This window comes from Sorangium sp. So ce327 (assembly GCF_051530205.1).
Lineage (GTDB): Bacteria > Myxococcota_A > Polyangia > Polyangiales > Polyangiaceae > Sorangium > Sorangium cellulosum_B.
In genome coordinates, this window is record NZ_CP150330.1 from 1,423,822 (window position 1) to 1,437,042 (window position 13,221).

Below are 13,221 nucleotides of genomic sequence, written 5' to 3' on the forward strand. Positions count from 1 at the left end.
CGCGAGGCGCTACGCGCCGACGCGCCGCTCGAGGTCCGCGACCTCCGGGCACAGGGAGCGAATGCGGCTGTACCGCGAGGCTGCCTCGCGCGCCAGGATCCCGCGCCCCTCCGCCGGCTCCTGGAGGACGCCGCGCTTCTTGGCGAGGGGTTGATAGTAATGTTCCTTCGGGTTTTCGTGGGCGCGTACTGCCTTCCACGCCCACTCGGAGGGCAGATCGTGTCCGGCGAGGAGCCACACCTCGACCTCTTGCCAGGCGTTCTCGGCCAGAAACCGTTTTCCCTGTGGAAGCGCGGAGCTGGCCAGCGACTCCAGTCTATCGAGGGCCTCGCGCCGCCCCGGTTTGCCGTCGCGATCGACGAGGAGCAAGAAGCACTCGATCATCGCCTGGTAGCGCAGGAGTATCTCCTGGAGCCGCTCCCACCGGAGCGCCTGGTCGACGCCGCCGAGGAGCGGATCGCGGCACACGAGCACCTTGGCCTTGCGGCCGATGGCCTCGAACATCTTCGCGACGATGGGCTCGAGGACGTACTGATCTTTGCGAAAATCCTCGGGGATGACGAGCACGCGATAGCTCACTGGGCGGCCTCGCCCGCGTCGTCTGCCATGAGCTCTACCATGTCTTCCAGCCACCCCGAGGCGTGAAGGCGAGCGAGGTCCTGCGTCTCGAGGACCCGGTTCAGGTCAGGAAGGTCGACCACCTTGCGCACGCTGGACTCGTCGGCGCCGCGGAGCCGGTAGATGAGGAGAGCGCTCTCGCGGGACTCGGGGCTGAGGAATCCGAGGAGCTGGGGCGAGTGGGTCGTCGCGATGACCTGGACATCCCTTGTGCGACACTGCTGTTCGATGAGCTGCACGAGGAGGTGAAGGCGTGTCGGATGGATGCCGTTCTCGATCTCCTCGAAGAAATAGAAGTGAGCGGAGTCGGTGTCGAGAAGAGCGGCAAGGATCGCGAGGAAGCGCAGCGTGCCGTCCGAGGCGCTGTAGGCCGAGATCCTGCGCCCGCCCTGCTCCACGAGGTGCACGAGGACGCGTCCGGCGAAATCCTGTGGAAATTCGAGATCCATCACGTCGAGCGGCGTGAGGGCGCGGATCCACTCGAGGAGCGTGTCTCTTCGCTTCGGATCCAGGGAGATCGCTTGCAGCACGGACGAGAGGTTTTCGCCTCGATCCCCGAGCACCTGTCTGCCCGGCAACGAGGGTAGCCGCGCAGCGTCCGGTGAGAGGTCCAGGAAACGCATCGAGCGCAGCGTGTGCAGCGTCCGCTTTGCTTGTCTCCGGACGTAACGAGGATCCCTGACCTGCGCGATCGCAGGCGAGCTTGACAAGGTGGATTCCTCACCACCTCGCGCGAGGCGTACGAGCAAGTGTTCCTTGTCTTTCTGTGCAGGGGCGTCCTCGGCGGGGTGTGAGTCGAAGCTCATGTCTGTGCTCTCGTAGAGGGCCTCGCGTGTGACCCTGGGAGCAGCATTCGAGAGCCCGGTGGCGACGGAGACTCGATATTTGTGATGGTATTGGTTCTCGATGTCCTTGAGCTCTGCACCGATCGAGAACTCCGGTCCTCCTCCGAAGACAACCTCCTTCGTGCCGCCTCGAAGACCCTTCCACTGAAGTTCGCCGCCCTCCCCGTACTTCTCGCCCAGGATCTCCGCCAGCGAATAGCCGCGGCCGACGCCATGGAGAAAGCGGAACGCATCGCGGAGGTTGCTCTTGCCGGAGGCGTTCGTCCCGACGAGCAGCGTGAAGGGGCCCAGCGGGATCGCCGCCTTCCGGAAGCTCTTGAAGTTCTCGAGCGTGATCGAGTTCAGCATGGGCTCTCGGCGTGGAGTGTAGCCGCCGCGCTGCCCGTCGTTTCACTGAATCGCTCGACGGCGCGCCTGCGCCCGGTGAAGCGTGCGGACTCTGGACGGGCGGCGGACGGACGGCGCGCGCTCCGGGCCCAGCACGCTCCGCGACGCGGGCGGCTGAGCCCCGCGCGGCGCTCGGCCCTCCTCCAGCAGCGCCGCCTGCACGGCCCGGAAGCGCGCGCTCTGCGCCGCGCCTTTGCGCCAGGCGAGGTGGATCGTGTTCCCTGAGCGGGCGCCGCGCTGGACCGAGGCCCGGCGCCGATCGGGCGAGAGAGCGCGTCGCGGTCCTACGTCCCGGAGGCAGGCGGAGCGAGCTGGTCAGGCCGAGCGAAGCGCCGCGACACCTCGCTCGGAGGCGCTATGCTCGACGCGTGCCCGCTGCACAGAAGCCACGCCCGGCCACCGTGGCGGATCTCCTGGCCATCCCCGAGGAGCAGCGCTTTCACGAGATCCTCGACGGCGAGCTCGTGCAGAAGGCCGTTCCTTCGTTCGAGCACGGCGACGCGCAGTCCGCCATCGTCGCGCACGTGAAGAACCCCTTCCAGCGGCGCCCCGGGGGCCGCTGGCCCGGAGGATGGTGGTTCGCCACCGAGATCGAGGTCGAGCTCATGCCGGACCAGGTGTACCGGCCTGACGTGGTCGGCTGGCGCCGCGAGCGCGCGCCGGAGCGGCCCAGCGGGTGCCCTGTCCGGATCCGGCCCGACTGGGTCTGTGAGGTGCTGTCGCCGAGCAACGCGCGCAACGACACGGTCAAGAAGATGCGCGTCTACCACCGCTGTCAGCTCCCCCATCACTGGATCGTCGATCCCCGGGAGGAGACGCTGACCGTGCACCGGTGGACCCCGGAGGGGTACCTCGTGGCGCTCCGCGCGGAGCGGGGCGAGCGCATCAGGGCCGAGCCGTTCGATGCGCTCGAGCTTCAGGTCGGCGTGCTCTTCGGCGACGAGCGCGAGGACGACTGACGGCCCCCCCGCCGCCTCCCGCGGGGGAGGGCCGCCTCGGTCACAGGTCGCGGAGGTCGAGCGACCCGATGAAGTCGGACTTGCCGACGTCGAGCCCGTTGTGCCGCAGGATCGAGTACGCGGTGGTGGCGTGGAAGTAGAAGTTGGGGAGCACGAACCCGAACACGAACGCCGGGGCCTTCATGCCCTTGCCCGGCAGGAAGAAGAGCGGAATCGTGCGGTCTTCCGCGCCCTTCAGCTGCTCCGGCTTCACCGCGTTCAGCTGCTCGATCGCCTTGCCGATGCGCGCGCGCAGCTCCGCGATCGTCTCGTCGCCCGTCTCGAGCTGCGGCAGCTCCGCGCCGGTGAGCAGCGCGCTCAGCCTCAGGGGCCAGGCGATGACGTTCTGGATCTGACGCCTGAGGTTCCACTGATCGGGCGCGAGGCGCGCCGTGAGGAGCACCTCCGGATCGAACTTCTTCTTTTGTGCGTAGGCCTCCGCCTTGTCGAGCCAGACCAGCACCTGGCCGAGCATGCGAGTCATCTGGGGGAACGAGCTGTCGTAAAGGCTCATGATCGTCTCCTCGTCAGCAGGAACAGTTGGCGCCTCTGGTCCACCCGCGGCCTCCGCGCGTCAACTCCACGCGCGCGCGCCGGACACGGTCCACGTCGCGCGGTCGGCGCGGTCGACTGGAGCGGCGGTCGAGCCCGGTGGTGCGCTTCGAGGAGAAGTCACGAGCCCGGCGGAGCCTCGGGCGACGGCGGGGCTCGCCGGGGCTCCGCAGGCCTTTCGGGGACGCTCAGTCGACCTGGTGGAACACGCCCGCTGGATCGAGGGTCCAGAGCTTCGGGCCTTGCTCGCCGCCGTCCGGCGTCCGAACGTGGATCAGCCGGATGCCCTTCTCCTCCAGCTCGGCGAGGATCGCGGGATCCAGGCCGGGCTCGAGGCGGGGCTCGAAGATGAAGTCCTCCGAGAAATTGTGGTGCTGCGGGCGGTACGTCTGCGCGTAGTAGCCCTTGAGCACGATCGGGGCGCTCGTCAGCCCCGCGATGCGCGTCCCCACCCACTTGTGGAGCGGCGCCGTGTACCCCGCCGTGGGGCCCGTGGGGGCCGGCGGCCAGTAAAACGCGGTCTCCACGGTGACGCCGGACGTCCAGGAGAGCGAGCGCTCCTGGAGCAGCGCGCCCGCCACCGGGGGGCCCTCCGCGGGACAAGCGTCGAGCTGCACCACCTCCGAGGACACAGCGAGCGGCGTCCCGTCCCACTCGAGCGCCGGCACGGGCGTGGCGTAGGAGGCGCTCAGCATCATCCCGACGTCGCGCAGCGCGACCAGCGGGCCCAGCGACGGCGGCAACAGCTCGGGCACCGGGGAGGCGGCGAGCGCATAGGCGATCTCCGAGGCCCCGGCGCCGTCCACGAAGGAGTCCGTGGCCGTCTCGCTGGCGTACGCGTGGGACGCGGCCGGCCACGCCGCGGGGCTGCCCGAGAGCGTCGCCACCGATCCACCGGAGAGGTAATCGAGCCGCGCGTCCTCGTTGAAGAGCGTGCTGGCGAGCGCCGCCGGCGTGAGGAATCCGCTCTTCGCCGAGAGCCTCGCGCGCACCTTGAGCCGGTGGTTCGCGAACACGTCGCCGGACTCGCCCTGGAAGGTGCAGACCTCCCGGGGCTCGTCGAGCAGGAACGGCGTGAGGCTCGGCGTCGTGTCCGGGAGCGCGACCTCGCGCACCTGCTTCACGACGAGATCTCCGGGCTTCATCTTCTTGAACTCGTAATCGAGCAGGAACGACTTCCTGCCGGGGTTCAGCTCGCTGAACCGCGCCTCGACGCGGCCGAGCAGCCCGGCGAGCGCGAGGTAATCGTCCTCCCATTGCATCACGTGGCCGCCGAGCGGGACGAGCGTCGAGCCGGACAGGAGGTAAACCGAGGTCTCCTGGTCGAAGAGGCTCGCGGTCACGACCTCCGGCTGCGCTCCGCCTTCCGGGTTGGTGACGGACGTCGCCCCGAGCTGCGTGACGATCTTGATCTGGTCATTGACCAGCTCGCGCCGCTCGAGCGTCGCGACGCCGTTCGCCATCTCGTCCTCGTCAGGATAGGAGTGATGGACGAGGACGCCCATCCCTACCTCCGCCTCGTCCACGCCATGGAGGAGCCGGGCGAGGAAGGCGTTGTCGTTGTAGAAGCTCGCGTACACCTTGCGGATCGCGCGGAACACGCCGCGCTCGCCGGCCTCGCCGGGGTCGCACAGGCTCGGCCCCTCCTGGTCGGCGTCCCGATCGTCGGCCAGGCAGCCGCTGTAGCTGTCGTAGAGGCCCGCGCCCGTGAAGACGGCGCTGTCCTCCACGTTGGTCGAGCTCCGGAACCGGATCTTCTTCGTGGGCGTGAAGCCCTCGAGCGCCGCCTCGATCGCTTGCCGCTGCCCCGCCGAGAAGGCGGTATCCCCGGTGATCCGCGCGCGGATCGCCGCGAGATCGGCCTTGAGCGCCAGCATGTCGGGCGGGTAGCTATGGCCCGCGAGGCGCTCCGCGATCTCGGCGCGCAGCGTGCGGCCGCCGGGCATGACCTGATCGAGGAAATCGTCCCAGAGATCGAGCGACAGCGCGACCGCGACATCGGAGTTCTCCGGGATGGCGTCCCGCAGCAGGCCATAGTTCGCGGCCTTGCCCCCGAAATGCACGATATCCGCGGGGCCGAGGTCCTCGGTGGATCCGGCGTAGGCGCCGAAGGGCTCCTTGGGGCGGATCCCGAGCTCGCCAGGCCGCTTCAGCGCGAGCAGCTGCTCCCTGTCCGCCGGCGCGATCCCTCCGGCCTCGAAGAGCACGGCGCGGCAGATGGACCCGTACTGGAGCGAGGCCCGCAGCGCGACCTCCTCGCCGTCGAGCGCCTTTGCCGCGTCCGCGGCGGCCTGATCGCCGAGGTAGACGAACGGGATGCCGAACGAGGTCGCGAGGAGGGCGGTGTGCGCGTTCGGCGTCGCGGGCGACAGCGAGACGATGCCCGCCACATAAGGCACCTCCGCAGGGATGGAGTCGGTGAGCAGGATGTCCTCGGCCCGGAGCTCGCCGCTCGCGTAGGCGGCGTCGATCGCGTCCGGCGGGACATAGCGGAGCCGGCCCACGGCCCAGCCCGTCGCATAACACGCGTCGCCGTCCAGCCACCGCTCGACCGAGCTCACCGGGAACCCGCTCGCCTCGAAGAACGCGCTGTTCTCCGCGGCCGACGCCGCTTGCTCGTACGTCGGGAAATAGAAGGGCCGCGTCCCCCCGGGCGCGATGACGCTGTCCTTCACGAGCTCCAGGACGACGCGCGCCACCTCGGGATCGTAGGCGTCCTGGCGGACGAGCTGGATGCCGTACTCCGGCACGCTCTCCGGGGTCGGCGGGAAGATCACGGCGCCGAGGATGGCCTTCTGCCCCTCCTCGTGCAGCGAGACCTGGTCGAACTCGTCCCGCGACATCTCGAAGAACGGGTCGAGCCGGGCCGTGGCGAACTCGCCGTGGAACGGGAACTTGTTGCTGTCCTGGTAGTAGACCTTGGTGGGGTCGTGCATCAGCACGGTGAACTTCACCCAGCCCGGCGTCTGGAAGGTCGGGGGCCAGGCGGCGAAGGGCTCGAAGGGGAAGGTGATCTGGTTCTTCCAGTCCTCCGATGGAGTGATGTCGATCGGGTAGGTGTCGACGGGCCATGACGCGCCGCCTCCGGCGCTCCCGCCGTCCCCCCCGCCTTCGCCGCCCGCGCCGCCCTCGCCGCCGGTGGCGCCCCCGCTGCTCGTGGCGCCGCTGCCACCCGTGCCCGGTGACGAGTCCTCTCCGCACGCGGCGAGCGTCCCCGCGCCGAGGAGCGCGAGCGCAAGACAAGCCGGTCGACCGATTCGCTGAAGTCTCATGAACAACATCGCGGTACAACTGCCGTGCCATCGTGCGGCCAGCGGCGTCTCTGGGCTGCGCGGCGGGGCGCTGCTGTCGCGCGGGTGGCGCACGCAGGCACAGCCGTACGGGCGCGGCGATAGCCGCTCGCGGGGGTCCGCTGGCGGCCACCCTGCCGATTTTTCTTGGGGTTTCAACCGGTTCGGCGTTCTACGATGCCGCCATGACCGAGCGGAGAGCGGCGCTGATCGTCAACCCTGCTGCCGGCCACGCGGGCGATTCGGTCGAGTCGCTGCCTGCCCGGCTCCAGCGCGAGTTTGCGCTGAGCGTCTACGAGACGAGCGCGGAGCGCTCTGCCGCCGCCTGCGCCGACGCAGCGCGCCGCGAAGGCGCCTCCCTGGTGATCGCGGCGGGCGGTGACGGGACGATCTCCAGCGTGGCGTCGGCGCTCCTCGGGACCGATGCGTGCCTGGGGGTCCTGCCGCTGGGAACGGCGAACTCGATCGCGCACTCCCTGGGGATCCCGGCCGACCTGGAGGGGGCGATCGACGTGCTCGTCCACGGCGAGCCGACGCGCATCGACGCCGCCCGCGCCAACGGGAAGACCATGATCCTGCTCTCGGCGGTCGGGCTGCACGCCGACACGGTCGGCGAGACCCCGCAGGACGAGAAGCAGCGCTGGGGTGTGCTCGCGTACATCCGCACCGGGCTGAAGAAGCTGATGAGCCTGGAGCCGTTCGTTGTCGAGATCGAGACCGAGGACCAGCGGATCCACTGCCGTGCGGTCGCGGTGACCGTCGCGAACATGGCGCCTCCGCGCACGGTGCTGGCGCAGGGGCCGCCCGTCCTGTCCCCCGACGACGGGCGGCTCGACCTGACCATCGTGTCGGCCACGACGCTGGTGGAGGCGGTCGCGACAGGGCTGCACCTCCTGAGGACCGCGATCGACGGCGAGCCGGCCGAGCGCGACAACGTCGGTTTCCTCGCCGCCCGGCGGGTCTGCATCACGACCGAGCCGCCCCAGAACGTGCTCATCGACGGCGAGGAGGCCGGGACGACGCCGCTCGTGGTGGAGTGCCTCCCGCGCGCCTTGACGGTCATGGCTCCCCGCCGCGAGGAGGCCCGTGAAGCGCCGCCCGCCGCGGAGGTCGAGGTGAAGCTCGCGGGATTGCCCGAGCTCGAGGTCGAGCCGAAGCAGTGAGGCGCCCTCGGGCCGCGAAGGCCCGAGGAAAATCCAGAGGACCGGGGCCGGGGCGCGCGGCGAGCAGCATCGTGACGGCCTCGTCAGGGGGGAATCGGAGCCGCCCGGCGTAAGGAAACGTGGTTCTGCCGCGGCAGGGCTCGATTCTTGACCTTTCATCGGGAGCGCACAGGAATGCGAACGACGTTCTGGGCTGGCGTGGTGGGGGTGTGCTTGGCTTGCGGCCTCTCGGGGCTGGGCTGCGGGGGCGACGACGACGGGGCGACGCCCGTTGACTCGACGGGTCCGGCGGGGGGCGGGGGCTCCGGGGCCGCGTCCTGCTCCGGACTCGACACGTCGGCGCTCGTCAGCGAGCTCTCGCCAGCGGAGGTCGAGCAGGCGTGCAAGGGGTATCGCCGCTGCAGCGCCGAGCAGGTGACCGTCGAGTACGTCTGCCTCATGCAGGGCGTGCTCGGCGCGGCGTACGGCGACGACGCCGAGACCAGCGACGCCGAGCTGCAGGCGAAGTGCTCCGAGCTGGTCGAGGGGTGCATGGCCGACCCGAGCCAGGCAGAGCAGCTTCTGGAGCAGGCCCTCATGGAGGTCGACGCAAAGCCCTGCAGCCAGCCGACGCAGTGCACGGCCACGATCGCGGAGATCGACGCCTGCGCGGCCGAGATGCGAGCGTACGCGCGCGAGGTGTTCCCCGAGTGCAGCGCGCTCACCATGGCTTTCTACGAGCAAACCGACAAGGGCGACGCCCTGCTCGACGGCGCTTGCGGCAAGCTCGGCGCCGGCTGCTTCCCTCTCTTCACGACCCCAGGCGCAGAGTGAGCAGACCGCGCCGGACGCGGCGCGCCGCGGGCCGTGCGCTCCCCGCTCCAGCGCGGAGGGCCGCTCTGGCTCGCGGCGCCGCCCCGGCAGAGCGGCCTGCCCACGCCTTTTCCCGTCTGTCCCAACGTGATGGACGCGATGGACGTGATAGACGTGCGCCATGAGGCTGACCGAGCGAGCCATCGAGCTGCCGGCGCTCGCGAGCGCCCACTCCCATGCTTTCCAGCGCGGGATGCGCGGTGAGGCGCAGCGGCCGGGGCCGTCGGGGGCGGACGACTTCTGGTCGTGGCGCAGCGCCATGTACGCGCTCGCCGAGTCGCTCACGCCGGAGTCCATTCATGCGATCTCGAAGGTGGCCTATCGCGAGCTCCGCGCCGCGGGCGTGCGCACGGTGGGCGAGTTTCACTACGTGCACCACCAGCCGGGCGGCGCGCCCTACGCCGATCGCACGGTCCTCGCGGACGCGGTGATCGAGGCCGCGCGCGAGGAGGGCCTCCGGATCGCGCTCCTCCGGGTCGTCTACGCGCGCGCGGGCGCGGGAAGGGCGCCCGAGGGGGCGCAGCGGCGGTTCTCGGACGCCTCGCTCGACGCGGCGCTCGCGGACGTCGAGGCGCTCCGGGCGCGCTACGCGGGCTGCGACGACGTGCGCGTCGGCGTGGCGCCCCACAGCGTGCGCGCCGTGCCCCCGGCGTGGCTCGGCGAGATCGCGCGGTACGCCGCGGAGCGCGGGCTCATGGTGCACATGCACGTGGCCGAGCAGCCGGCCGAGATCGAGGCGTGCCTCGCCGAGACCGGCCGGCGGCCTGTGGAGCTCCTGGCCGAACGCGGGGTCCTCAGCGAGCGCTTCGTGGCGGTGCACGCGACGCACCTCGCGCCGCACGAGCCGGCGCTGCTCGGCGCGGCGAGGGCGTTCGCGTGCCTGTGCCCGACGACCGAGCGCGACCTCGGCGATGGACTGCCCGACGTGGGCGCGCTGCGCGCGGCGGGCGCGCGGCTGTGCGTCGGGATCGACAGCCACGTGATCACCGATCCGTTCGAGGACATGCGCGGCGTCGAGCTCGGCGAGCGGCTGCGGACGGGCCGGCGCGTGACGCTGCGGGGCGAGGGCGGGGCGACGCCCGCCGAGGTGCTCTGGGAGATCGGCTCGCAGCGGGGGGCGGAGGCGTGCGGGTTCGCGGATCCCGGCGGCAGCATCTCGGTGCGCCGGGACGCGCCGGCGCTCGCGATGGTGCGGGAGGAGCGGCTGCTCGACGCGGTGGTGTACAGCGGGAGCCCGGCGATCGTGGATGGGTGAGCCGCGCTCTTCACGAGCACGAACGAAGGCTCTTCGCCTCGCGCTCGCTCGCCCGAGCCGGAGCCCGCTCGCAGGCGCGCGTGGAGTCCAGTAGACTCCGCGCGCGATGAAACCCGTCTCACCCTCCGCGGGTGGTGTCCTAATTTGCCCGGAGAGAGTCCACATGAAGGCGGGAAGATCATCGATCTTTTCTTCCCGCCTTCCCGCCTTCATGTTCAAATTAGGACACCACCGGAGAACCAGCCACCCGGAGGAGACTCCATGAGCTCGCACCACAAGCCCGACACCTACAGCACTGTCTCGCCGTACCTGATCGTCGACGGGGCGAGCGCCACGATCGACTTCCTCGTGAAGGTCTTCGGCGCGGTCGAGCTGCGCCGCTTCCCGAACGCCGAGGGCAAGCTCCAGCACGCCGAGGTGCGCATCGACGACACGGTGGTGATGATCGCCGATGGCGCCGACGGCTGGCCGCCGATCCCATCGTACGTGCATGTCTACGTGTCCGACGTGGACGCGACCTACCGGCGCGCCCTCGAGGCGGGCGCGACCTCGGTGCAGGAGCCCGTGAAGAAGGCGGATGAGGACAAACGGGGTGGCGTGAGGGACGCGGGGGGAACGACGTGGTGGATCGCCACCAAGGTGGAGTAGGCTCCTCGCGCTCGCCGGCGCGCGCGGAGCGCCGGAGCGAACCCCACGATACAAGCGCTGCACCAGGAGAAGCCGATGACGACGACGACCGGATCGCAGAATGTGCACCCGTGGCTGGAGCAGCTCGTCGGGGAGTGGACGAGCGAGTTCGAGGCGCCGGCCGAGCCCGGTAAGCCGCCGCAGACGTTCACGGGGACGGAGATCGTACGCTCGCTGGGCGGGGTCTGGGTGGTGTGTGAAGGGCGCTTCGAGACGCCGGGAGGCGTGGGGATCAATCTGATGACGCTCGGCTACGACCCGCAGAAGAACAAGTTCATCGGGACCTTCGTCGGCGCCATGATGACCCATCTGTGGGTCTACGAGGGCTCGCTCGACGCGTCGGAGCGGGTGCTGCGGCTCGACACCGAGGGGCCGGGGATGGAGCCGGGGGCGGGCCTGACGAAATACGTCGACTCGATCGAGCTGAAGAGCGACGACCATCGGGTCCTGACGTCGCGCATGCTGGGCCCCGACGGGGCGTGGCAGGAGGTCATGACGATGAACTACCGGCGCAAGAAGTGACCGCCGGCGACGGCTGCCCACGACCACGGACGCGCGGGGCGCGGCGGCACGATGATCGGGCGCGCCCCCGTCGCGGGAAGGACCTGTCGAACAGTCCACGAACTCGCACCCTGCTCGGCACGGGAAGTGACGAGGTGCAGCTTCCCGGAGGCCGGTCTCGACTGGAGCGCCGGGCACACCGACCCGTCAACCCGGGCGTGGGCTGGTGGGACCGCCCTCCGAGCGTCGCCGAGCGCACCCACATCGCCCTCTTCGATGCGAGCCGGCTCGCCGCCGCCTTCGAGCTCGGCCGCCGCTACCACGCCGCCCGCGCGCGCCGGGGCGCGCTCCTCACCCATGGCTGCGCGCGAGCGTCCCGCAGGTGAGCGTGCCGATGTTCGCCAATCAGCGCTACTGGGCCTCGCGCGTCCGCGCGCTCGGGATCGGGACGTCCGACGGTCGTGGAGCGCTGAGCGCGGAACCCCTGCTGACCGCGTCTGGGGACCGGCCCGCGCACTGTCTCTTCCGGACACCTCGTGTTCAGCTCCTCTCGCCCCGGCCTGGTTGCCGCGAGGACGACGAGCCGGCCATGGCCTCGTCTTGCTCACGATCGATGTATCGATGCGTGTTCAACCAGAGTCGCTTTCCGCAGGGAGGTATCGGATCGCCCACAAGCATGTCTGCCGACCCGGGGCACGCCCCGCGGCTGGGGCTTGACGTTTCCTGAGCGTTTGGGTCTCCTTCTCTCCTGCCTCGTGCGAGGCAGCACCAGAACAGTGCCAAGTGGGTCCTCACCGCTGATTTGACATCCCGCGCGCGTGGGGGGAAGCCACTGGCGCGCTGTCTCCTCCGGACACTCAGATCGGCGGTGAAGACCCACTCAGTCGCTGATTCCATGTCCTGCTCTCAGGAGAACCTCATGCGGAAGTCGTTATTGGGAGCCCTGGCCCTGCTCGTCGTGGGCTGTTCAGGGCCTGACGTCTCGAGATTCGAGGGAACGTGGAGGGCAGTAGGCGGCCGGGGCACCAGCTCGTGTTACGGCGACTGGGAGCTGCGGTCCTCCTTCAACATCCGGCTACGCGAAGGAGAAGACAGCGACCTCGAGTACATCACGCTCGATGAGGAGGGTCAACCCTGGGGAAGCTGCATCTATGGTTACTCCGTGGAGGGTGAGGTCGCGACGTTGGACGGCCAGCAAACATGCGTCCGCACGGGTTTCCCGGAGTACATCGAGATGCGCTGGATCTACACGAGAGACGACATCAACCTTGTCGATCACTGGATGCGTGAGGACGGGGAGGCAGTCGTCGAAACCGATCTGTTCGATGGAACGACGGAAACCTGCAACGAGACGTACACCTATGAATTTGTGCGGCCCTGACCAGGCGCGTAGGTAAAAGAAGCCGGACCGCAGCACGAGGAAGTGTGGCGCGGCAAACCGGAGTGGCGGGACCGCGGCGCCGCACGAGCCGGCGCTGCTCGGCGCGGCGAGGGCGTTCGCGTGCCTGTGCCCGACGACCGAGCGCGACCTCGGCGACGGACTGCCCGACGTGGGCGCGCTGCGCGCGGCGGGCGCGCGGCTGTGCGTCGGGATCGACAGCCACGTGATCACCGATCCGTTCGAGGACATGCGCGGCGTCGAGCTCGGCGAGCGGCTGCGGACGGGCCGGCGCGTGACGCTGCGGGGCGAGGGCGGGGCGACGCCCGCCGAGGTGCTCTGGGAGATCGGCTCGCAGCGGGGGGCGGAGGCGTGCGGGTTCGCGGATCCCGGCGGCAGCATCTCGGTGCGCCGGGACGCGCCGGCGCTCGCGATGGTGCGGGAGGAGCGGCTGCTCGACGCGGTGATGTACAGCGGGAGCCCTGTGATCGTCGAGGGGTGAGCGGCTCCGAGGCGCGGCGGTCGACGTGACGCTGGCGCCTGGGGACGTCGAGCTGCCCGCCGGTGCGATCGCGCTCTCGCCGGGGTATCCGGGCTGGAGGCTCGACACGATGAATGTCTGTTCGCGTCGGGCGCCCCAGGCAGGATCCATTGTCTTTGGATGCGCTTTCAGGTAATCCTTCGGGCCATGCGCC

Annotated in this window: 13 protein-coding genes; 9 read left to right on the top strand and 4 right to left on the bottom strand. The window is 70.1% G+C overall.

Going from position 1 to position 13,221, the window contains the following annotated elements:
- Positions 1 to 9: 9 nt before the first annotated feature.
- Together WME95_RS05235 and WME95_RS05240 are read right to left on the bottom strand one after the other, a co-directional pair.
- Positions 10 to 579: a hypothetical protein gene (locus tag WME95_RS05235; RefSeq protein WP_437907299.1), complete on the bottom strand. Its 570-nt coding sequence runs from the start codon at positions 577 to 579 to the stop codon at positions 10 to 12.
- The gene (locus WME95_RS05240; RefSeq protein WP_437907301.1) at positions 576 to 1,811 is read right to left on the bottom strand and encodes an AAA family ATPase; all 1,236 of its coding nucleotides are present in this window, start codon (positions 1,809 to 1,811) and stop codon (positions 576 to 578) included. The genes WME95_RS05235 and WME95_RS05240 overlap by 4 nt, the downstream gene beginning before the upstream one ends.
- 407 nt (positions 1,812 to 2,218) lie before the next feature.
- Here WME95_RS05240 and WME95_RS05245 point away from each other — a divergent pair, with 407 nt between their 5' ends.
- Entirely contained in the window at positions 2,219 to 2,809 is a 591-nt protein-coding gene (locus WME95_RS05245; protein ID WP_437907302.1) for a Uma2 family endonuclease, read from the top strand.
- A 40-nt stretch (positions 2,810 to 2,849) separates the two neighbouring features.
- Here WME95_RS05245 and WME95_RS05250 read toward each other — a convergent pair whose 3' ends face one another.
- A complete protein-coding gene (locus WME95_RS05250) occupies positions 2,850 to 3,362 on the bottom strand; it encodes a DUF1993 domain-containing protein (RefSeq protein ID WP_437907303.1) in 513 nt (170 codons plus the stop codon).
- Between the two features lie 226 nt (positions 3,363 to 3,588).
- Complete coding sequence (locus tag WME95_RS05255; RefSeq protein ID WP_437907304.1) at positions 3,589 to 6,672, bottom strand: PEP/pyruvate-binding domain-containing protein; 3,084 nt, start codon at positions 6,670 to 6,672, stop codon at positions 3,589 to 3,591.
- 158 nt (positions 6,673 to 6,830) lie between these two features.
- Here WME95_RS05255 and WME95_RS05260 point away from each other — a divergent pair, with 158 nt between their 5' ends.
- From WME95_RS05260 to WME95_RS05295, 8 genes are all read left to right on the top strand, one after another.
- Entirely contained in the window at positions 6,831 to 7,853 is a 1,023-nt protein-coding gene (locus WME95_RS05260) for a YegS/Rv2252/BmrU family lipid kinase (protein ID WP_437910949.1), read from the top strand.
- Between the two features lie 174 nt (positions 7,854 to 8,027).
- Positions 8,028 to 8,666: a hypothetical protein gene (locus WME95_RS05265; RefSeq protein ID WP_437907306.1), complete on the top strand. Its 639-nt coding sequence runs from the start codon at positions 8,028 to 8,030 to the stop codon at positions 8,664 to 8,666.
- A 160-nt stretch (positions 8,667 to 8,826) separates the two neighbouring features.
- Positions 8,827 to 9,960, top strand: coding sequence for a formimidoylglutamate deiminase (locus WME95_RS05270; RefSeq protein ID WP_437907307.1), 1,134 nt, complete (start codon positions 8,827 to 8,829; stop codon positions 9,958 to 9,960).
- A gap of 261 nt (positions 9,961 to 10,221) precedes the next feature.
- A complete protein-coding gene (locus WME95_RS05275) occupies positions 10,222 to 10,608 on the top strand; it encodes a VOC family protein (RefSeq protein ID WP_437549822.1) in 387 nt (128 codons plus the stop codon).
- A 75-nt stretch (positions 10,609 to 10,683) separates the two neighbouring features.
- On the top strand, positions 10,684 to 11,169 hold the full coding sequence (locus WME95_RS05280) for a DUF1579 domain-containing protein (protein ID WP_437549823.1): 486 nt from the start codon (positions 10,684 to 10,686) through the stop codon (positions 11,167 to 11,169).
- 197 nt (positions 11,170 to 11,366) lie between these two features.
- Positions 11,367 to 11,534 carry a hypothetical protein gene (locus WME95_RS05285; protein ID WP_437907309.1) on the top strand — a complete coding sequence of 56 codons (168 nt, stop codon included), beginning with the start codon at positions 11,367 to 11,369 and terminating at the stop codon, positions 11,532 to 11,534.
- Between the two features lie 533 nt (positions 11,535 to 12,067).
- Positions 12,068 to 12,529 carry a hypothetical protein gene (locus WME95_RS05290; protein ID WP_437907310.1) on the top strand — a complete coding sequence of 154 codons (462 nt, stop codon included), beginning with the start codon at positions 12,068 to 12,070 and terminating at the stop codon, positions 12,527 to 12,529.
- 169 nt (positions 12,530 to 12,698) lie between these two features.
- The gene (locus WME95_RS05295) at positions 12,699 to 13,028 is read left to right on the top strand and encodes a hypothetical protein (protein WP_437907311.1); all 330 of its coding nucleotides are present in this window, start codon (positions 12,699 to 12,701) and stop codon (positions 13,026 to 13,028) included.
- Positions 13,029 to 13,221 lie beyond the last annotated feature (193 nt).